The organism is Hymenobacter qilianensis, assembly GCF_014638675.1.
GTDB lineage: Bacteria > Bacteroidota > Bacteroidia > Cytophagales > Hymenobacteraceae > Hymenobacter > Hymenobacter qilianensis.
The window spans coordinates 122,290-142,632 of record NZ_BMFN01000001.1 but is presented as its reverse complement, the minus strand read 5'-3'; the positions used below and the strand labels follow the sequence as shown (position 1 = coordinate 142,632).

Genomic DNA, 20,343 nt, shown 5'->3' with positions numbered 1-20,343 from the left:
TCAGTTCTGATTGTTATATATCAAAACAGACTCGACAACCTCTGAGCATAATGATTCCTGCTTTCGTGCGCCGATTTCGCTTTATTGGTATCCTGACAGTTGCTGCTGTTTATCTGCTAATTTTAGTAGGTGGAGTGGTAAGAAGTACTGGTTCGGGAATGGGCTGCCCTGACTGGCCCAAGTGTTTTGGCACCTGGATACCACCTACTCACATAAGTCAGCTCCCTTCTGATTACAAAGAAATTTATACTGCCCAACGAGTAGCCAAAAACAAACGACTGGCTGCTACACTGGAGCGATTTGGATTTGCGCAGGTAGCCGGCGACATCTTCGCGCACCCAACACAGTACATTGAAACGGATTTCAATGTTACGAAAACGTGGATTGAGTATTTGAACAGATTGTTGGGAGCCCTGATTGGAGTGTTTGTCTTTATAACAGTAGTTTTTGCCTTGCCTTATTGGCGACTCGATAAAACTGTGTTATGGCTTGCCTTCGGAAGTTTTATTCTGGTAGGGGTGCAAGGATGGTTGGGTTCATTGGTTGTCTCCACGAACTTGCTGCCTATAATGGTGACTATTCATATGGGGTTAGCACTCGTGATTGTGGCTATGCTCCTGTATGCTGTCGATCGTTCTCAGCAATCCGCTGAACGAACGGAAACAATACCATTCTCTCCTGTCTTAGCAGCTGGGCTATGGGTAGTGGTTTTGCTCACATTTGGCCAGATTGTACTTGGTACGCAAGTGCGTGAAGAAGTAGACTTGGTAGCGTCATCGATGAACTATAGTAATCGTGAAGGCTGGGTTGAGCAACTGGGGGGCATTTTTAAGGTACACAGGACGTTCTCCTTGGTGTTATTGATTCTTAATATCTATGTCGCTTACCAACTGTACCAGTTACCATCTAGGCGGATACATACATTAACTACCGCAATGCTTGGCTTCTTGGGTTTGGAGATTCTGGCTGGTATTATTCTCGCTTATTTTGCGGTGCCCGCCGCTGTGCAGCCTGTACACCTTACAGTAGCTACATTATTGTTTGGGGGGCAATTTCTGTTGTTGGTGGCTTATCATAGAAGGGCTAAATCAGTAGTGAAGCCCGCTTATCCGCATGTTGTTGCGTAACTTTGCGGCCCCGTTTGACAAAGTTCAGGCGGACGTTTTGTACCCATCCTTGATGACGAAACTCAAAGCTTATTTTCAGCTGCTCAAATTCCGGCTTTCCATCACTGTTGCCTTCTCAAGTGCTATCGGTTACCTTCTTGGGGTACACGAATTAGACTGGAGTCGGGCCTTGCTGGTAATGCTCGGTGGGTTAGCTGTAACAGGTTCGGCCAATACAATTAACCAGATTCATGAACGGGACCTAGACAAGCTCATGAAGCGCACCGCTAAGCGACCTTTACCAACGGGAGTACTCAGTATTCCGGAGGCTTGGGTATTCGCATTGGTCTTAGGAGTGGCAGGTTTAGGCCTATTGGCTTATTATTTCAACCCATTGACTGCGGCCCTCTCTCTGCTGTCGCTCATCTTATACGGCTTCATTTATACGCCCCTTAAAACCATTTCACCAATCTGTGTTTTCGTGGGGGCCATTCCAGGCGGTATGCCGCCACTCATTGGTTGGGTCGCCGCCACAGGGGTGTTAGGGGTAGAGGCTTGGGTGTTATTTGGTATCCAGTTTATGTGGCAGTTTCCGCACTTTTGGGCCATCGCCTGGGTTCTAGATGAGGACTACAAGCGTGCGGGATTTAAGATGCTTCCTACTCCGGGGGGCAAGGATTTGCGCACCGCTTTCCAGATAATGACCTACACGCTTCTGCTGATTCCACTAAGTCTATTGCCTCTTCAGTTTGGGATGGCCGGCAAAGTATCAGCCATGATTGCGGTTGTGTGTGGAGTATTATTTCTCATGCAGACTTTTTACCTGATGCGCACCTGCTCCAAAAAAGCGGCGATGAACATCATGTTTGGGTCTTTTCTGTACCTGCCAATCGTTCAGATTGCGCTGGTATTCGACAAACTATAAAGCTTTTGCTGTATGCATCCTTCTGAAACGCTTACCGACAAAGAGACCGGCACCGGCTTGCATCCGCTGCGCTTACTTCTCATTCTGCTAATCATCAGTATTCTTATGATGTTCGCAGGCTTAACCAGCGGCTATATTGTGCGCCGCGATGAGGGTAACTGGCTGGAGTTCGATCTGCCTACCGGACTATTATTTAATACGATCGTTATTGCCATTAGCTCTGCTACCATGCAGTGGGCTTGGTTTTCCGCCCGCAATGACAATTTGCGTCAGGTCAAAATCGGAATGCTGATCACCCTGGCTTTAGGGATACTTTTTCTGATTGGTCAGTGGCAGGTATGGAGTGAATTAGTGAGCAATAGAGTATACTTTGGTGGGGCTGATTCCAATCCGTCGGGCTCTTTTATGTATGTGCTCACAGGACTTCACGGATTTCACTTAATCACTGGACTTATTTTTCTCGTATTGGTAGTGGTTAAGAGTCTGCGCTATCAGGTGCATTCTCGCCAAATGTTAGCCATTACGAATGGAACTATCTATTGGCACTTCTTAGGAGCGCTTTGGTTGTACTTGTATTTGTTCCTACTTTTGAACCACTGATTTCGTCCTTACCCGCTTTATATGGCCACTACCTCCACGACACAGACTCTATCCTCGCCATCTACCCAAGAGCAGCCACGCACTGGCACCTGGGACGGGGGCAATGAGCCCTTCAAGGCTAGCTATGGCAAGCTGATGATGTGGTTCTTCCTGTTGTCGGATGCCTTTACGTTTGCTGCCTTTCTGACTACCTATGGCTTGATGCGTCATCGCCATTTGGCCTATACCGGCACCAACGAGGCGTTTGAGTTCTCAACAGCTTATTGGCCTATTCCGGATAAAGTATTTAATGCTTTTCCTGGACTCCACGGTATAGATCTACCTCTTGGATTCGTGGCTCTAATGACCATGATTCTTATTTTTAGCTCTGTTACAATGGTATTAGCTGTTGAGGCTGGCCATCGTATGGATAAGAAGGATGTTCAAAAGTGGCTGTTATGGACCATTTTGTTCGGTATCACCTTCATAAGCTGCCAAGCTTGGGAGTGGTCTCACTTTATTGCCGGAACAGATGAAGGTACGTTAATGGAAGATGGGACGCGGTTCTTTGGAGCTAACTTGCAAAGAAATCAGTATGGCCCAGTGCTTTTCGCCGACTTGTTCTTCTTTATTACCGGCTTCCATGGTACTCACGTATTTAGTGGGATTTGCTTACTGATCTGGTCATTTATTGCTACTACTAACGGTACCTTCGAAAAAAGAGGCCATTATGAGATGGTAGAAAAGATCGGTTTGTACTGGCACTTTGTAGACTTGGTATGGGTATTCGTGTTTACCTTCTTTTACCTCGTTTAATACCTCAGAAGCTAAAACCCTAATAAAAACGATTTGCGTTTGATCGTTTGAGTTAAGATCTAAATTCAAAAGTTATGGCTCAACATAGCAGCAACCAGCCGCCACAGCTAGGCGAAATCCCAAAGCCTAATACAGGCTGGATATGGAAGACATTCTGGGTACTTGTAGGTATTACAGCGCTTGAGTTCGTGTTCGTGTTTCTTATGGATCCGGGCACTCTGCGGAATACAATCTTCATTATTCTCACAATTTTCAAGGCTTTCTTTATTGTAGCCGAATTCATGCACTTGAAGCATGAAACTAAAGGACTGATCTGGACTATTCTTATTCCAATGGGTCTCCTGATTTGGCTATTAGTAGCTTTAGTCAGTGAAGGCTCTTATGTCGGAGAGTCAATTCAAAACGCGCTCAACTAAGTAATGAGGCCCAAACAAACATTGTTTCTGGGCCTTATTCTTTTGGTACCGGTACTGGCTTTCTTGTTCCTCAAGTCATTCGGTACAAACCGTTTCGCGCTGCCAACTTACCTGCCCGACAGTGTTGATTCAACACAGGTCGACGGTAAGTGGCAGCGCGATACTGTTTTTCACCAATTGCAGGATTACAGCTTTCCTTCTCAAACGGGAAGGATTATAGGCCAAAAGGATCTGAAAGATGGTCTTTATGTAACCAGTTTCTTTTACACAACCTGTCCCCAAGACTGCGCACAGCGGAACAGCCAGCTTACGCGTGTACAGGAGAAGTTTCGCCTTGAGCCAAGAGTTCGGCTGGTTTCTTATACCGTAAACCCAGCGCAGGATTCAGTATCTGTGTTAGAGCGCTATGCCGAGCGATATGGAGCTATTGCGGGCAAATGGTTTTTTCTAACTGGTGACAAAAACCAGCTCAACCGGTTATTGACGGAAGAGTATCGACTTCCTGCTCTTACGGGAGTGGCGCCTACAATACAGCATAGTCAGCAGTTGTTCCTAGTAGATCGCAACCACCGGGTACGGGGCATTTATGACGGTACGAAAGCGAGGGAGATTGACCGCCTGATCACCGAAATTACCGTGTTGCTTTACACCTATGACCACAACAACGAACCCCGCACTTAAACCGGGCGATTTTACTAAGTACAAAATCATCCTCGGTATTCTGGCGGCTGTTGTACCTCTGCTAGTCGCAGTCCTGCATTATTTCCCCAATGCTTTCCGTATTCCAGGCGCAGAAGTAAAGTTTTTGCCTGCCCTAAATGCCGTACTTAATTCGCTAACGGCGTTATGCTTATTACTAGGTTTCTACTTTATTAGAAACAGACAAGTAGCTCGTCACCGAGCCATGATGGCTACTGCTTTCACGCTGGGGGGCATTTTTCTGCTCTCTTATGTGGTATACCACTCTCAGGTAGATTCTACTCGGTTTGGGGGAGTGGGGACTATACGATATGTGTACTTCTTTCTTCTGCTTACACATATTGCTTTAGCAGTCGTAACAGTAGGGTTAGTGTTGTTCACGCTTTACTTTGCTTTGACGGAGCAGTTCGTCAAACACCGTAGGATAGCTCGCTGGGCTTTTCCAGTTTGGCTGTATGTATCGGTCACGGGCGTTATCGTGTACTTTATGATCTCGCCTTATTACACCTAGCAATAAAGAAACTTTGTCTTCTTAAATGTGTTGAAATAGTATGAAAAAGGCAGCTATTACCGGTTTGTTTACCTTCTTATTGGGCTTATTACTTTGTATAGCCCCAATTTCCGCACAAGCTCAATGCTCGATGTGTAAAACGCAAGTTGAGTCGGCGCGGGGCGATAAAGATGAGTACGATGCTTCTGGCTTAAACAAAGGAATATTGATGCTTATGACGGTGCCCTATGTGCTGATGGGGGTTGTCGGGTTTATTTGGTATCGGCATAGCCAAGCAAAAAAACAGGGCTAAGAAGCACTGATAATCTAGTGTTGATAGAGAGCATAGCTTTTAATAGAATAGGAAATGCCGCCGAATGGCGGCATTTTTGTTGAAACCCTATTCTCATCTGTGGTGGTGCTTTAGCATCCTGATTGCCTTTGAAGCTAGTTCGTTCCTCCCCGCTGGTTTTGCTGTTAGCTGCCACGCTTTGCTTCGTAGCGGCTTATCTGAGCAATCGATATGGCCAAGTGCCGGAGGTGTTATTGCGTGCCGAAACGACGCGTCTGCAAAACCTGGTAATTGAAGCCCAGCGCACTGCCGAACGCGAAGCCGACGAAGTGGCTGAGCGCTTGCAGGGTCAAGCACTCAATTTTAACTCCCTTATTGGATTAACGACTTACCCTTGCTTCGTATTTGAGGGCGAGAAGCTATTGTATTGGTCGGACCATACGATCCGGCCGGAGGTAGCCAATGCAGGCCAGGACTTCCGCGAGAAGCTGGTAGATATGCGCTTTGGGCAATATCTGGTATTGCGCCGCTCCGTTGGGCGGCACGTTATTCTCACGTATGTTCCTCTGGAAAAGCGGTATGGCATCAGCAACCGTTACCTGCGCGAGGGCGCCGAGCAAGCTCTGTTCCGGGGGGCAAATGTGCGGTTAGTTGTCAATAACAATCCCCGATTACCGCGCCTGTTTTCTGAAGAAGGTGATTACCTCTTCTCGATAGAAAGCTCTGCGCCCGATCCTGTAACGGGTAAATACCTGCCGGTAGCTTTTTTGCTATTGGGTTTCGGGTTGTATCTGGCGGGTTGTCTCCGGTTGGCAATCGGGTTGTTCTCCACCGGTCGGGTATTTGCCGGCGTCGGTTCCGTCGTACTGTCGCTCATGGCAATGCGAGCGGCTCTGCTGTTTTTAGGGCTTCCTTTCTCATTGGTAGAAGTGCCCTTGTTCGATCCACGCTTGTATGCGGCTTCGTGGCTTTCACCCTCACTAGGCGACTTGCTAATCAACGCCTTCCTGTTTGTGGCCTTGGCGTATTATGCCCTGTTGTTGTTTCGGCGCTTTGGAATAGTGCGCCGGGTGCGGCAAATCCGCCGTTTTTACTTGCTTTTCATCATTGGTACCGCGGCAGTACTGAGCTTCTATGGCTTATTACAGCTACTGTTTAGTTTCTATTCCAATAGCTTCAATAACTCTCAGCTAGTACTCGATGTGACCCAAAGTATCGATGTATCGGTATTCAAGGGGTTGTTGTGTCTGGCTATCATTCTGCATACCGGCAGCTATCTGGTTGGGTTTTATATGCTGTCGCAGTTGTTCATAGCAGCAGTTCGGCCAGCTACACGCAGTGCAGGTATTATCTTGTTAGGGCTCGCTACGCTTACAATTCTGCCTTTGGGGCTTGCCTTTGGCCTGACCAACGGGATCCTGTTTGGGCTCACCCTGCTTTTCTTCTTCATCGTACGGCTAACGGGTCTGCGCCAAGTAGCGTCGGTGGTGCCTTATCAGGTCTATCTGTTTATCTTCCTGATGCTGGGGGTGAGCTCGGTAGTAGGTGCTTTGGCTTTATATGAGCATTTTGATCGTCAGCTGGTTATTAATAAACAGCGTATTGCTAGCAATCTTCTGGTCGATAATGACTTGCAGGGCGAGTACCTGTTAGCAGAGCGCTCCCGGCAGATGGCCGCCGACCCATTGATTCAGACCATGCTGGCGCGCCCCTTTGCCAACCAAGATGTGGTGCGTCAGAAGATCGTTAAGTATTATCTCCGTGACTATTTCGATAAATATGAAATTGTAGTCACGCTCTTCGATCCTGCGGGGCGCTCGTTGGATGGGAACGAGGAAACGCTGAATCTGCCTCAGCTGCGGCGGCGCCTTTTGCGCACGGCGCTATCCACTGACCATCCCGACCTGTATCTGATTCACAACAGCAACTCCTTTAGCTCGCGCCGCTATGTGGCTTTTGTGCCGGTAGTTACTTCCACAGGCGGTACAAGCACCGTGCTGCTGGAGCTTTCGCTTAAAAAGCTGACAGCCTATAGCGTGGTACCTGAGTTGCTGGTCGATCAGAAGTTTTTCCAGCCTGGCCTGGGCTCTGACCTAAGTTATGCCGGCTACGAAAACGGACGGCTAGTATATAAGGAAGGCGACTTTGACTACGTAAATCAGCTTACCCCAGCTCAACGGCAGGATCCGCGCCTGTTTAGTATAGGATTGTCTGTTGAGGGCTTCCATCATCTGGCTGTTCGTGGTGCACAGCGTCGCATGGTAGTCGTAACGACGGCCACTTATGCTTTCAACGACTGGCTGGCCAATTTCTCCTTTCTCTTCCTGCTACACACTTTCTTTAGCTTGTTGGTAATAGGAGGCTACATGCTGGCGCGCGGGCAATACTTTCAGGTCTTTCGTACCACGTTCAGCACCAAGATTCAGCTGTTTCTCAACTTCGGTATTCTCGTTCCGCTCCTCATTGTGAGTATCGCCACGGCTAGCCAGGTTACGTCGTCGTATCAGCGGGATTTGCGGCGTACGTATGAGCGCAGGGGCAAAACGGTGCAGGAAAACCTGCTGAAAAATCGGGCGCTGCTGGCCGACTCCTCCGGCCGGGCCGCCCTTATTGATTTGGCCGAAAACGTATCAGATCTGACCGAAACGGATCTTAACCTGTATGGTGCCGATGGCAGCCTGCAAGTGAGTAGTCAGCCTTTGATTTTTGAGTCAGGATTGCTGAGCACCTTAATGCATCCGCGGGCGGTAGCCGAATTGGCAGAGAAGGGGCAGCCACAAGTGCTACTCACCGAAACGGCTGGTTCCCTGTCCTTCAATACGCTGTATCTGCCACTGCGAGCAGTAGTGCGGCCCGGCCGCCCCGACGTGGTCGTTGGCTACGTCGGTATTCCATTCTTCGATTCCGAGAAAGAGCTTGATAATAAGCTTATTGAGCTGATTTCGACCATTCTGAACATCTTCACGGTGATGTTCATCATCTTTCTGGTGCTGGCTTTTGTCGCTTCCCGTATTCTGACGGCTCCGCTCAAGATCATCACGGAGAAGCTTAAGCAAACCACGCTTACGGGGCAAAATGAGATGCTGGCCTATGAATCGTCGGATGAGATTGGGCTGCTGGTACGGGAATACAACGCCATGCTACTGAAGCTAGAGGAAAGTAAGCAGGAACTGGCAACCCAAGAAAAGGAAGCCGCGTGGCGCGAAATGGCCCGCCAAGTAGCTCACGAAATCAAGAATCCGCTGACGCCGATGAAGCTTTCCCTGCAGTATTTGCAGAAAGCCATTGCGGAGCGCCGCCCAAATACGGAGGAGCTGATTGGCAAAATATCCCAAACGCTCATCACCCAAATCGACGTGCTCAGCGACATCGCTACGTCATTTTCTACCTTCACCAACCTGCCAGCTATGCGCCCCGAGCGGCTGGATGTAGTGCCCATTCTGCGGCGTTGCGTGAGTTTGCACAAAGGCGGAGTGGGAGAAGGCAGCATCCGGTTGAAAGTGCCCGCCGACGCGAAGAACGGCCGGTATATTGTTTTTGCCGACGAAAACCTGCTGGTGCGTACCTTTAACAACTTGCTGATCAACGCGCTGCAGTCGGTGCCAGAGGGACGGAAGCCGCAGATAAATGCCAGCTTGGAGCCGCGCGGAACCGACCGCATCGTGATTTGTATAGCCGATAACGGGGCCGGTATTTCCGAGGAGGTGCAGGCGAAGGTATTTGTGCCCAACTTCACTACCAAGACGTCCGGGTCGGGAATTGGCCTAGCTGTTGCCCGGCGAGGAATTGAAAGCGCTGGGGGGCAAATTTGGTTTGAAACGGAGGAAAATGTGGGTACGCGGTTCTGTATAGAGCTACCGTTGGCACCGGAATAAACGTTGGTTGTAGTCCTCCACTTCTTTTGCCCGCGCGTTACGCCCTATTCTGGTTTAACGGCACGAATCTGGCGGCTTCGCACGTTGTGGAGCTGAAAAAAGCCCCCGCTTGAAACATATCTAGCATGAGTAGCAGCATTACGCAAAGTCTTCCGCGTTTCAGCCTGCTACTCACGTTTTTACTGTTGGCTCAGGTGGTAGCGGCTCAGCAAATTGGGCCGCCGTCTACGCGCCGCTGCCGCTGGGTGCGCCTGCTACCCAACCGCGACACCACCAACTTTTCGTTGCCCGATACCCTAACGATTGTTCCGGCGTCGGTAACAGCGAATGGGCGCTCCGTCGGCTACAACCCAAACACGGATCAGTACCGCATTATCCGGTCTTCCCGTCGGTTTCCAGCCCCCGATCCTGGCCAACCAGATATTGTGTTTCAGCCCACTGGGCCCGATTCGGTGCTGGTCTGTTATCGGGTACTGCCGCTACGGCTGGCGACGCCGGTAGCTCGTCGCCCGCGAACGCTTATTGACAGCGTCAATTTTGCCCCCCGGTCATTCGGCTACAACGATTTTGCGGTGAAAGAGCAGATTCTGGCAACGCCAGGCATCAACAAAACGGGTAGTCTGGCGCGCGGCATTTCCTTCGGCAATACGCAGAATGTCTTTGTGAACTCGGCGCTGAATCTGCAGCTGGAGGGCAAACTCACTGATCAGATTAATCTCACGGCCGCTATTTCAGACCAAAATGTGCCGTTTCAGCCCGAAGGCAATACCCAGCAGCTGCAAGAGTTCGACCGCCTTTATATTACCCTTACGCATCCGCGCTGGAGCCTGACAGCCGGCGACGTAGTGCTGCGCAACCGCCCCGATTATTTTCTGAGGTTTTACAAAAACGTGCAAGGGGCTGCTGTGGAGGCGAAACTAACCCAAGGTGCCGGCAAGCGTAGCGTAACCACTGCCGCGGCCGGCGTGGCCAAGGGCAAGTTTGCCTCCATCGAATTGCCCCCCCTGGAAAATGTTCAGGGCCCATACCGTTTGCGCGGCACGAATGGCGAGCAGTTTATCGTGGTTCTGGCTAATTCGGAGAGGGTATACCTCGATGGTCGGCTGATGACGCGGGGCTTCGATTTCGATTATATTATTGACTACAACCAAGCTGAAGTCACGTTTTCGCCCCAGCACCTGATTACCCGCAACTCGCGCATCCGGGTTGATTTCGAGTATTCTGATTTCAACTACGCTCGCTCCCTATTCGATCTGAGCCATTATCAGGAGTTGGGAAAGCTGAGCTTACATCTGAATTACTACCGTGAGTCCGACAACCCCGACAACTCACCTAACCTGATTCTGAACGAAACCGATCGTGAGCTGCTGCGCAATATCGGCGACAACGTGAGCTTGGCAACCACTCCCGGCGCCGACTCAGTTGCCTACGACCGCCGCCAGGTGCAGTACCGCCGTGAAGTGCTGACGTTGCCCGGTGAGGAGCCCATTCCCATATTTGTGTACAGCACCGACTCCACGCGCGGCGTGTACAATGTGCGTTTTACAAGCGTGACTCAGAACGAAGGAGATTATATTCTGAGCACCAGCGCGGAGAATATCAACGCCAATGGCCGCGTATTTCAATACGTAGGAGCGGGAAGGGGAAACTACAGGGCAGAGCGACGTTTGCCCACCCCCCTGCAAAAGCAGCTCGTGACGGCCGGTGCCAGCTACCGCCTCGATTCGACCAGTACCGTGTTCATGGATCTGGCTTCATCCGAACTGGATTTGAACCGGTTTTCGCCCCAGTCGGATCAAGGCCGCGCTTTCCGGGTGGGCTACGCAGTACTGGATAAGCCTGTAAATCTGCCATTTATGAAGCAATACAAGCTGCGCTCTACGCTAGACTATGAGTACAGCAGCCGGCAGCTTGCTCCTATCGACCGCTACCGCGATATCGAGTTTGACCGCAACTGGAGCACCGCAAGCACGGTGCAAGGCAATGCCGCTTTCAGGCCCGCCCGCGAGGATAATATTTTTAACTTCTCGGCTGGCTTAGTAAAGAATGAAAAGAATGCTTTTTCCTACCGCCTAAGTCGGCGCTACCGGGCAGGTGAGGTGAGCGGAGTGCAGCACTGGGTGGACGCAGCCCAGCAAATTGGCGACGTGGAGTTGCGTGGGGGGCTTTTTGTGTTGAACTCGCAGGCGGGAGCGCGCCAGTCCAACTGGGCGCGGGGCGAGGCAACAGCCCGATTTGTTCGGGGGGCAATTGTGCCGGGCTACGCGTATCGTTTCGACAAAAACAGGGTGTCGCTGCCCGATGGCACTTCGCTCACGTCGGCCAACTACTTCGACGAACATTCTGTGTTTGTGCAAAGCCGCGATAGTGCCACCACGCGCTTTCGCCTCGACTATACCTACCGCCGCGACCAAGCGCCACTCAATGACGAACTGCGCACCCGCGGCCGAGCCCAAACGTGGCAAGGAATGTTTGCGAGTCGCTTGGGCAAAAACCAGGATTTGTCGGTGCTGCTAACCTACCGCGACCTAGCCGCCCGCGACAGTGCTCGCCAACGCACCGTGCTGGGTAAGCTCGACTGGAACGCTTCTCTCTTCAATAATCTGCTGCGCTCAGAGCTAAGCTATAGTGTAGCTACGGGTCGTGAGTTGCGGCGCGATTACTCTTTCTTGCCCGTACCCAACGGCCAGGGCACGCACTTTTACGCGGGCGATGCCAACGCCAATAACCGGCAGGATAAGGAGGAATTTTTTGAGGCCCAAACGCCTGATGCGCAGTATCGGACGCATATCAAGGTGTTTTTGCCCACCGATGATTACATCATCGCCTTCACCAACCGCTTCAGCTACCGTCTCACTAGCAGTTTGCCCCGACAATGGCGCGATCAGCCAGGCATCCGCGGTTTCGCTGCCCGGTTTACTAGCATCAGCACTGTATCGTTGGATCGGCGCACTACCGAGCGCGACCTGAGTTCTCGTCTCAATCCATTTGCCTTTCAGACCGAAGATCAGTTTTTGCTCTCGCTGAATAAGCTTCTGCGTAATACGCTGTATTTCAATCGTTCCAATCCCATTTTTGGGGCTGAGTTCACGGTGCAGCAAACCCAGCAAAAGGCGCTTCTCACCCAAGGCACCGACATTCGCAATCTGGCCAGCCAGTCGGTGTTGTTGCGGCGGACGCTGGCGCAGTCATTCACGAGCCGCCTCATCACCACCCGCAGTATTCGCGAAAACACGTCTAACTACCTCGAAACCCGTAATTTTCGGGTGCTGCTCTATGAAGTTGCGCCCGAGCTGAGCTACCAGCCGAGCCCGGCCCTGCGCTTTACCGGCACCTATCTGCATTCCAACAAACGCAACACCTTTGCCGGGCCTGATGAGAATACCCGTGGCGTTTTCGACGAACTAGGAGTGGAAACCCGTCTGAGTCAGGTGAGTAAGCGCACCCTTACGGCGGCCACGCGGTACGTGCGCATCGATTTTGAAGGCAATCAAGCTTCGGTTGTAGCTCTGGAAATCCTGAATGCTCTGCGCCCCGGCAACAATCTGACGTGGAATGTGAACGTGGAGCAGCGGCTGAGCAATGGTCTGAACGTGACGTTAGCTTATGATGGCCGCAAGCCCAATGGGCTGAGCGCCGTGCATACGGGTCGGATGCAGGTATCGGTGCTGTTTTAGTGCAGCTTATTTGCTTTCAATCAACTTTCGTACGCTTGCTATCATTGCCAGTTCCGCTTGTCCGGCCGGTGCTTTGGCAGCATCGAGTTGCTTGAGCGCTGCGGTTTGCCAGGCAGTTGAAGGCTTTTCGCCTTTTTCCATTTGCCGTAGCCGCACCAGAGCCAGCGCCGAAATACTACTTAGCTGCGCCGACAAAGGCGCGTATTCCTGCAAGCTAGGCTGAGCCAGAAGCATCGGGCGCACAAGGGCGTCATTCAATTGCCATTGGCGCAACGATGTCGCAACGGCTACGGCGGCCACTTTAGATTCGGCAGTAAGCGCAGAACCAGTCTGGGGGGCATTTTGACGCAGCTGCAACAGTTTATCGACTGCCACGCCGAACTCGCGAGCCGCATCCGACTCAGCTGGCGCGGCATCGACCAGCCGGTTTAAGGGCGTCTGGGTTGTGTACTTCATACCCTGAAAGTGACGCTTATATTCCTTCACGGGCTCCAGTACGCTGGCAAATGTGCGTAGCGGAGCCACCTCCCGACCTGCGGCCAACTGAGTCAGGATTTTCTCCGGCGCACGCTTATGCTGGAGGCCCAGCGTTTCGAGCAGGGTAGAAATGCCCCCCAGCCGCCGGTACATATCCGGTACATCCTTCACCATAGCCGGCGACCAAAGCCGTTCAGCAATAGCGGCCGCGCGTGGCCAAATGCGACTATCGACAATAACTGAATCCGCAAACTCGGCCCACATTGTGGCCTCACCGCCCAGGATGCGCTGCTTTTCAACGGCCGTAAGCGGCGCGTCGGCGGGCAGCGGATCGTTGAGGTAATGTGAAGCAGCACTGTAGTTTAGGTCGATGTAATAGCCATTGGATAGGATAGTGGCGTGGCCGGCTTTTGCGGCTTCATAAAGACCCTTGCGGCCACGCCAGCTCTGAATAACGGCGCTGGGGGGCAAACCCGGACCAAGTATCTCGTCCCAACCCACCATCTTCTTACCCCGCGCCGTTACCGATTCCAGAATGCGCCGATTAAAATAAGTCTGTAAGGCATGTTTGTCGGGCTGGCCTTTGGCGGTCATGAAGCCTTTCTGCTTCATAAACTCCACGATGCGCGGGTTGCGCCGCCATTGCCGGCCGTCGTTCTCGTCGCCGCCAATGTGAAAATAAGGGTCCGGATAAAGCGCTCCCATTTCCCCAATTAAGGTGTCAAGAAGTTGGTAGGTCGTTTCCCGGGTGGGGTCCATAGCAATGTTAAGCACTCCCCAGCGCTGCGCCACGCCATACGTTGAATCGTTGCTGGCCAGCACGGGGTAAGCGGCCAGCCAGCTGGTAGCGTGGCCGGGCATATCGAACTCCGGGATAACCCGAATGCCGCGGGCCGCGGCGTAGCGTAATACTTCTCGCACTTGCGCCTGGGTATAATACTGCCCTTCGCTTCCTACTTCGTGAAGGCGGGGCAATGTTTTGCTTTCCACCCGAAATCCTTGATCATCTGATAGATGCCAGTGCATGACGTTGAGCTTCACCGCCGCCATACCATCCAGGTTGCGCTTAATCACAGCTACCGGCATGAAGTGTCGGGCAGCATCGATGAGTAGGCCACGCCAACCAAATCGGGGCTGATCGGTGATGTCTACTTCGGGGAAATAGAAGTTCTTTTTATCCTTGGTCAGCAGCTGACGCAAGGTTTCCAGCCCCCGCAAGGCACCTAAGCTAGTAGGCGCGTCCAGCGCAATGCCCGCCGGAGTTACGCGCAGACTGTAGCGCTCCTCATCGCCGGCCTCCATATGCCCCACCTGACCGTAGCGGATGGTAAGATCGGCGGCACCGGAAGAAGTAAACTCAGGAGCTAAGCGCTTTGCATCTGTTTGCTGAATTAGCCAGGTGCTCATGCGCTGGGCAGCGGCTCGTACAGCCGAATCGGGAGTAGCAGGGGCGTTAAGCTGTATGCGCCAGGTATTTTTCAGGGCGAAACGGCTTGCTCCCCATTTTACCTGGGCGGGCACTGGCAATAAGCTGCGCGTCTCCGCCGCCGACGGTTGGGCGTAGCTATTATTGCTGAAAAGCAGTAAGAGACAGGTAAGGAAAGCGAAAGATAAAGAGTGGTGACGAAGCATATGGACAGTAGCAGATAGGTGTCAAAATTAACCAGCTTATTTTATCTCAGCTGTTTGTTACGCATTCTAAGCTTTTTGAATAGAAAAAGCCCCCCACATAGTATTGTGGGGGGCTTTTTCTATAAGTATTCAACGGTAGTTACCCAGCCGCTATAGCCTTGCGCTTGCCTGTGCGGGGCGCACGCTCTTCGCCTTGGCTTAGCAGTTCGTCATCACGATCGGCTTTCTTTACCACCCAACTCACGGAGTACAAATCCTTGCGACGGTCGCGGAGGTTACGCACGGCGCCGCTGCTGTTCAGGTCCTTAAGCAAGTCCAGGTCGAGGTCAGCAATGAGGGTCATCTCCGTATTCGGCGTGGCCTCGGCCACAATGGCGTCGTGGGGGAATGCGAAGTCGGAAGGGCTGAACACGGCCGATTGCGAGTACTGAATGTCCATGTTCTCGACGCGCGGCAGGTTACCCACCGAACCCGTAATAGCTACATAGCACTCATTCTCGATGGCGCGGGCCTGGGAGCAGAGCCGCACACGCTGGTAGGCGTTCTTGGTGTCAGTCCAAAAAGGAACAAACAGGATTTTCATGCCTTCATCGGAGAGCATGCGGGCTAACTCAGGAAACTCCACATCGTAGCAGACGAGGATACCGATTTTGCCAAAATCCGTTTCAAAACACTTGAGCTTATCACCACCGCGCATACCCCAGTAGCTGGCTTCATCGGGCGTTACGTGGAGCTTGTATTGCTCGTCCATGGTGCCATCGCGGCGGCAGAGGAAAGCCACGTTGTGCAGCTTGCCATCTTCATACACAGGCATGGAGCCGGCCACGATATTGATGTTGTAGCTTACTGCCAGCTCCATCATTTTCGCTTTGATGGGCTCTGTGAAAGCAGCCATGGCCCGGATAGCTACCGAGGGCGAATCCTCGTTGGTAAGCGCCATGAGCGGGGCATTGAAGAACTCCGGAAACATCACGCAGTCCGACTTATAGCCACTGACGGTATCTACGAAGAACTCGATTTGCTGCAATAGGTCTTCGAGGCTGCGGGTGGCGCGCATTTGCCACTGTACAATGCCAATGCGCACATTGCTTTTCTGATTGCCAATCAGCTTCTCTTCTTCCTCATAGTACACGTTTAGCCATTCCAGAAGCGTAGCAAAAGCTTTCGACTCAGAATCATAAGGCAGGTAGCCGCGAATGATTTTGCGAACGTGAAACTCGTTGGAAAGCTGGAAAGTCAGGATTGGGTCCGTGATTTCCTTGTTACGCACCATTTCCACGTACTTGGCTGGGGTCATTTCGTCGGCGTAAGCCGCGTAGCCCGGAATTCGCCCCCCAGCCACCATCGCACGCAAATTTAGGTTCTCACAGAGTTCCTTGCGAGCATCATAAAGACGCCGACCCAGCCGTAGGGAGCGGTACTCAGGGTCCACGAATACGTCGACACCATAAAGGGTGTCTCCATCAGGGTTGTGGGTGTCAAACTTACCGTTGCCAGTGATTTTGGCGTAGGTATGGCGGTCTCCAAAGTCGCTGTATTGCACGATAATAGCCAAAGCGGCGGCTACTAAAGTGCCGTTGTCTTCGATGCCAATTTGTCCCTCTGGAAACTTGCGGATCAAAGCGGAATACTCGTCAGATGACCAAGAGCCCTCCATGTTGGAGTACACCTTATCCATGATGCCTTTCACTGCCTTAAAGTCGGAGCGGCGCAAGGTCCGGAGTACCAACTTGTGAGCTGGTACGGCTGTCGGCGTAAGCAGCTCGGGAATTGGCAATGATGGTTTGTCCGTAATTTTTTTGGCGTGGCTGCCACCAGTGCCAGCCTTACCGTTTGAACTTGTTGCCATAGGTATTATGTGGTTTTGTAAACGCAATCGAAAGGCCAGTATCCTATTGGAAATATACTGTTAGAACGTGGCTTGTGGGTAGGGTACTCTGCTTTGGGCCCTAAGGTTTATAGAAGGGCCTTCCAAAACCGGAAAGATTGCCACTATTGCTAAGGCTCAGCTTGGAAGTAAGCCTACTTCCTTATCAGTGCAGCTTAATAAATGAAAGCGGAGTTAAGAACAGCCAATGGCCTAAAGAAAGATAAGCAGATGCCGCGGGAGATAACTACAAGGTGCAAAGATTCGTTTCGGGTAGTAGTGATTCACTCTTAGCACCCTAGCCTTATGCGCGCTGTCCGCTTCCTTCTTCTGTTCTTTGTGCTTGCGTCCGTTGGGGCGTGTACTTCAGATCCTGCCGCTTCCGATGCGCCAACAAACGGCGCCGATATGACGCCAGCTGCCACTTCCAACGATACATCAGCCGTTGCTGAACGCGTTGATTCAGCCGGGCCAGTGCCCGACATGCCCCAGAATGTACGTTCCGAGGAATATTCTGCCCCACCCCGCAAAACGACGACAACTGGAAACCAGTAACGCTACACGTTGGTAGTGCGATAAATAGCAAAAGCGGGCTTTACCCGCTTTTGCTATTTATCGCACTACCAGTTATCAGACTATAATTGCATTTCCGGCACGCCGCCCTCGGGTACTACGAGTTTGCCGGCTGTTGCAGCTTTAATTTGTTCTACACTCACGCCGGGTGCTCGTTCACGGAGCACAAAGCCATCCGGCGTAACATCGATTACGGCCAACTCCGTTACAATTTTCTTCACGCAGCGCAAACCAGTAATCGGCAAGGTGCAATCGGGCAATAGCTTGCTACTGCCATCTTTGGCCACGTGCTGCATGGCTACAATGATGTTTTTGGCGGAGGCTACCAGATCCATGGCACCGCCCATGCCTTTCACCATCTTGCCCGGAATCTTCCAGTTGGCGATGTCGCCGCGCTCGGATACTTCCATAGCTCCCAAAATGGTCAAGTCCACGTGCTCGCCGCGAATCATGCCGAAGCTGTCGGCGGAGCTGAAGAGGCTGGAGCCGGGGAGCGTGGTTACGGTTTGCTTGCCTGCGTTGATGAGGTCAGGATCTACTTCGGCCTCGGTAGGGAAGGGGCCCATACCCAGCAAGCCATTTTCGGACTGTAACTCGACGTTGATGCCTGCCGGAATATAATTCGCTACCAGCGTGGGAATGCCGATGCCAAGATTGACGTAATATCCATCGCGCACTTCCTGAGCGATGCGTTTAGCGATGCCGTGTTTATCAAGCATAAGAAGTGTCATGAACCACTGATTCGACGGATGAGTCGGAGTCGCGGATTATGTGGGTGGGAAAGTGGGAGGGTTACAGAATTACTTCGCTGCGGGAGCCGCCACCGCAGCGGGAGCCATCTGCTGCGGTGCCAGCGACTGATAAACAGCCGTTTTGAACTTGTCGGCCAGGGCGCGGGCCGTACCGCTGGGATACTTCTGGGTATAAATCAGGGCCACTAGTTTTTCTTTAGGGTCGACCCAGTAGGTAGTGCCAAAAATGCCCCCCCACTCGTATGAGCCTTCCGATAAGCCGGGCTGTTTTGCAGCCGCGCTCTGGGCGGTAGTGACGCTGAAACCCAGGCCGAACTTATTGCTGCCTTGGTTTATTTCACCCATTTGGTTCTGAGTTATCAAGGCCACCGTGGCAGGCTTGAGCAGGCGGCGGCCGTTGTGCGTGCCGTTGTTCAGCATCATTTGCAGAAAGACAGCATAGTCATCTATGGTTGATGAGAGGCCCGCACCGCCTGAAAAGTACGTGCCTGCCTCTTTGGGATAATCTGGTATCATGCCTTGGCGCGGACGCATAGGCACGGTGGTTTTCGTGGCTGCATCCTCGGTGTAGAGCTTGGCCAGCCGCGCTTGCTTACTGGCCGGCAGGTAGAAATAGGTGTCCCGCATACCCAGCGGCTCGAAAAGTCGCGTGCGCAGGTATTGGTCCAGCGACTGGCCCGACAGTACCTCAATCAAGCGGCCCAGCACGTCTACGCTCAGCCCGTAGGTGAACCGCTCGCCCGGCTGGTGCATGAGCGGCAGCGGCCCCAGCGCGTCCATGGACTTAGCCAAATTGCCCCCCGGCGTGCCGATGCCGCTTGGAATGTTTGCCTTTGCATAAATGGCTTGTGCTTCCTTGCTGCCGATTACCGGATAGCTGATGCCCGACGTGTGCGTAAACAACTGCCGGATGGTGACTTCGCTTTTGGCCGGTACGGTGGTGTACGTGGAGTCCTTCTCATTGAATGTTGCCAGCACTTTGGGGTTGGCGAAGGCTGGCAAATACTTCGAAATGGGGTCGTCGAGCTGAAACTTGCCTTCGTCATAGAGCAGCATCAGGCCCACGCTGGCCACTGCTTTGGTTTGGGAGGCAATACGCATAATGGCATCGGGGCGTAGTGGGGTTTTGGCCGCCATGTCGTCCACTCCGAAAGCTTTGCGGTAGACTACTTTGCCGTCGCGCATCACCAGCGCAATTGCGCCGGGCACGCGACTGTCGGCCGTGTACTCCTGCAGTAGTTGGTCAATGCGCTGGAAGTTGGCCGGCTTGGGCGCCATCATCGCCTTGCTCGGGCGAGTGGTCTTTTTAGCCGGTGCCGCAACCTGAGCAAAAGTGCCGTAGCTGCTTAGCGCCAACAACAGAATAAGGGAAGTCTTTTTCATAGTACCGTCTAAATCTTCAGTCAACGCTAATCAGATGGGCTGAATCACAACTTCCGCAAATCAGCAACTAAACTTAGCTGCGCACGGTCCGTTGCTCGATGCGCTTCTCGTAGTTCTTACCCTCAAATATGCGCTGCACGAAGATGCCGGGCGTATGAATCTGGTTGGGGTCAAGCGCGCCGGCAGGCACAAGTTCCTCTACTTCGGCCACAGTAATCTTGCCGGCCGTGGCCATCATGGGGTTGAAGTTGCGGGCGGTGCCTTTGTAGATGAGGTTGCCGGCGGTGTCGCCGCGCCAGGCCTTTACGAAGGCATAATCAGCGGTGAGGCCGGTTTCGAGCAAGTACATTTTGCTTTTAAACTCCCGACTTTCCTTGCCTTCGCCTACTTCAGTACCATAGCCGGCAGGCGTATAAAATGCTGGAATACCGGCTCCGCCCGCTCGAATGCGCTCGGCCAGAGTGCCCTGCGGAATTAATTCTACCTCCAGTTCACCTGTTAATAGCTGCCGCTCAAACTCTGCATTCTCACCCACATAGCTCGATATCATCTTGCGCACCTGCTTGGTTTGCAATAAGAGCCCGATACCAAAATCGTCGACGCCAGCGTTGTTGCTGATGCAGGTCAGCTCTTTCACTCCGAGGCGCAGCAACTCCTGAATAGCGTTTTCGGGGATGCCACAGAGGCCAAAGCCGCCGAGCATCAGCGTCATGCCGTCAGTAATGCCGTGCAGGGCCGCCTGGGCGTCGGCTACAACTTTATTTATCATATCGGGTGGGGTAGT

At 52.4% G+C, this 20,343-nt stretch carries 16 protein-coding genes; 11 read left to right on the top strand and 5 right to left on the bottom strand.

Going from position 1 to position 20,343, the window contains the following annotated elements:
* Positions 1-50: 50 nt before the first annotated feature.
* The 10 genes from IEW06_RS00580 to IEW06_RS00535 all read left to right on the top strand — a co-directional run bounded on the left by IEW06_RS00580 (position 51) and on the right by IEW06_RS00535 (position 12,875).
* Complete coding sequence (locus tag IEW06_RS00580) at positions 51-1,127, top strand: COX15/CtaA family protein (RefSeq protein ID WP_229743017.1); 1,077 nt, start codon at positions 51-53, stop codon at positions 1,125-1,127.
* Positions 1,128-1,179: 52 nt separating this feature from the next.
* Entirely contained in the window at positions 1,180-2,031 is an 852-nt protein-coding gene (gene cyoE / locus IEW06_RS00575; RefSeq protein ID WP_187731230.1) for a heme o synthase, read from the top strand.
* 12 nt (positions 2,032-2,043) lie between these two features.
* On the top strand, positions 2,044-2,631 hold the full coding sequence (locus tag IEW06_RS00570; RefSeq protein ID WP_187731231.1) for a cytochrome c oxidase subunit 3: 588 nt from the start codon (positions 2,044-2,046) through the stop codon (positions 2,629-2,631).
* 21 nt (positions 2,632-2,652) lie between these two features.
* The gene (locus IEW06_RS00565; RefSeq protein ID WP_187731232.1) at positions 2,653-3,426 is read left to right on the top strand and encodes a cytochrome c oxidase subunit 3; all 774 of its coding nucleotides are present in this window, start codon (positions 2,653-2,655) and stop codon (positions 3,424-3,426) included.
* 74 nt (positions 3,427-3,500) lie between these two features.
* Complete coding sequence (locus IEW06_RS00560) at positions 3,501-3,842, top strand: cytochrome C oxidase subunit IV family protein (RefSeq protein WP_187731233.1); 342 nt, start codon at positions 3,501-3,503, stop codon at positions 3,840-3,842.
* A 3-nt stretch (positions 3,843-3,845) separates the two neighbouring features.
* A complete protein-coding gene (locus IEW06_RS00555) occupies positions 3,846-4,523 on the top strand; it encodes an SCO family protein (protein WP_187731234.1) in 678 nt (225 codons plus the stop codon).
* Entirely contained in the window at positions 4,495-5,052 is a 558-nt protein-coding gene (locus IEW06_RS00550; RefSeq protein WP_188547163.1) for a DUF420 domain-containing protein, read from the top strand. Before IEW06_RS00555 ends, IEW06_RS00550 begins: the two co-directional genes overlap by 29 nt.
* A 40-nt stretch (positions 5,053-5,092) precedes the next feature.
* Positions 5,093-5,344 carry a CAMCR motif-containing small membrane protein gene (locus IEW06_RS00545; protein ID WP_187731235.1) on the top strand — a complete coding sequence of 84 codons (252 nt, stop codon included), beginning with the start codon at positions 5,093-5,095 and terminating at the stop codon, positions 5,342-5,344.
* Positions 5,345-5,472: 128 nt separating this feature from the next.
* Positions 5,473-9,198, top strand: a complete 3,726-nt coding sequence (locus IEW06_RS00540; RefSeq protein WP_188547162.1) for a sensor histidine kinase — start codon at positions 5,473-5,475, stop codon at positions 9,196-9,198.
* Between the two features lie 125 nt (positions 9,199-9,323).
* Positions 9,324-12,875, top strand: a complete 3,552-nt coding sequence (locus IEW06_RS00535; RefSeq protein WP_188547161.1) for a DUF8818 domain-containing protein — start codon at positions 9,324-9,326, stop codon at positions 12,873-12,875.
* Between the two features lie 6 nt (positions 12,876-12,881).
* Here the strand turns inward: IEW06_RS00535 and IEW06_RS00530 are convergent, their stop codons facing one another.
* The gene (locus IEW06_RS00530) at positions 12,882-14,984 is read right to left on the bottom strand and encodes a beta-N-acetylhexosaminidase (protein ID WP_188547160.1); all 2,103 of its coding nucleotides are present in this window, start codon (positions 14,982-14,984) and stop codon (positions 12,882-12,884) included.
* Between the two features lie 139 nt (positions 14,985-15,123).
* On the bottom strand, positions 15,124-16,662 hold the full coding sequence (locus tag IEW06_RS00525; protein ID WP_223284946.1) for a bifunctional GNAT family N-acetyltransferase/carbon-nitrogen hydrolase family protein: 1,539 nt from the start codon (positions 16,660-16,662) through the stop codon (positions 15,124-15,126).
* Positions 16,663-17,157: 495 nt separating this feature from the next.
* Here IEW06_RS00525 and IEW06_RS00520 point away from each other — a divergent pair, with 495 nt between their 5' ends.
* Positions 17,158-17,406, top strand: a complete 249-nt coding sequence (locus IEW06_RS00520) for a hypothetical protein (protein WP_229743016.1) — start codon at positions 17,158-17,160, stop codon at positions 17,404-17,406.
* 80 nt (positions 17,407-17,486) lie between these two features.
* On the opposite strand, the gene IEW06_RS00515 is transcribed toward IEW06_RS00520, so the two are convergent.
* The 3 genes from IEW06_RS00515 to IEW06_RS00505 all read right to left on the bottom strand — a co-directional run bounded on the left by IEW06_RS00515 (position 17,487) and on the right by IEW06_RS00505 (position 20,328).
* Positions 17,487-18,143, bottom strand: a complete 657-nt coding sequence (locus IEW06_RS00515; protein WP_187731245.1) for a CoA transferase subunit B — start codon at positions 18,141-18,143, stop codon at positions 17,487-17,489.
* 81 nt (positions 18,144-18,224) lie between these two features.
* Positions 18,225-19,559: a serine hydrolase domain-containing protein gene (locus IEW06_RS00510; RefSeq protein ID WP_188547159.1), complete on the bottom strand. Its 1,335-nt coding sequence runs from the start codon at positions 19,557-19,559 to the stop codon at positions 18,225-18,227.
* A gap of 73 nt (positions 19,560-19,632) precedes the next feature.
* A complete protein-coding gene (locus tag IEW06_RS00505; RefSeq protein WP_187731246.1) occupies positions 19,633-20,328 on the bottom strand; it encodes a CoA transferase subunit A in 696 nt (231 codons plus the stop codon).
* Positions 20,329-20,343 lie beyond the last annotated feature (15 nt).

Coding starts and splice junctions, on each gene's coding strand:
- IEW06_RS00580 (WP_229743017.1), top strand. CDS start 51: ATGATTCCTGCTTTCGTGCGCCGATTTCGCTTTATTGGTATCCTGACA.
- cyoE (WP_187731230.1), top strand. CDS start 1,180: ATGACGAAACTCAAAGCTTATTTTCAGCTGCTCAAATTCCGGCTTTCC.
- IEW06_RS00570 (WP_187731231.1), top strand. CDS start 2,044: ATGCATCCTTCTGAAACGCTTACCGACAAAGAGACCGGCACCGGCTTG.
- IEW06_RS00565 (WP_187731232.1), top strand. CDS start 2,653: ATGGCCACTACCTCCACGACACAGACTCTATCCTCGCCATCTACCCAA.
- IEW06_RS00560 (WP_187731233.1), top strand. CDS start 3,501: ATGGCTCAACATAGCAGCAACCAGCCGCCACAGCTAGGCGAAATCCCA.
- IEW06_RS00555 (WP_187731234.1), top strand. CDS start 3,846: ATGAGGCCCAAACAAACATTGTTTCTGGGCCTTATTCTTTTGGTACCG.
- IEW06_RS00550 (WP_188547163.1), top strand. CDS start 4,495: ATGACCACAACAACGAACCCCGCACTTAAACCGGGCGATTTTACTAAG.
- IEW06_RS00545 (WP_187731235.1), top strand. CDS start 5,093: ATGAAAAAGGCAGCTATTACCGGTTTGTTTACCTTCTTATTGGGCTTA.
- IEW06_RS00535 (WP_188547161.1), top strand. CDS start 9,324: ATGAGTAGCAGCATTACGCAAAGTCTTCCGCGTTTCAGCCTGCTACTC.
- IEW06_RS00530 (WP_188547160.1), bottom strand. CDS start 14,984: ATGCTTCGTCACCACTCTTTATCTTTCGCTTTCCTTACCTGTCTCTTA.
- IEW06_RS00525 (WP_223284946.1), bottom strand. CDS start 16,662: ATGGATAAGGTGTACTCCAACATGGAGGGCTCTTGGTCATCTGACGAG.
- IEW06_RS00520 (WP_229743016.1), top strand. CDS start 17,158: ATGCGCGCTGTCCGCTTCCTTCTTCTGTTCTTTGTGCTTGCGTCCGTT.
- IEW06_RS00515 (WP_187731245.1), bottom strand. CDS start 18,143: ATGCTTGATAAACACGGCATCGCTAAACGCATCGCTCAGGAAGTGCGC.
- IEW06_RS00510 (WP_188547159.1), bottom strand. CDS start 19,559: ATGAAAAAGACTTCCCTTATTCTGTTGTTGGCGCTAAGCAGCTACGGC.
- IEW06_RS00505 (WP_187731246.1), bottom strand. CDS start 20,328: ATGATAAATAAAGTTGTAGCCGACGCCCAGGCGGCCCTGCACGGCATT.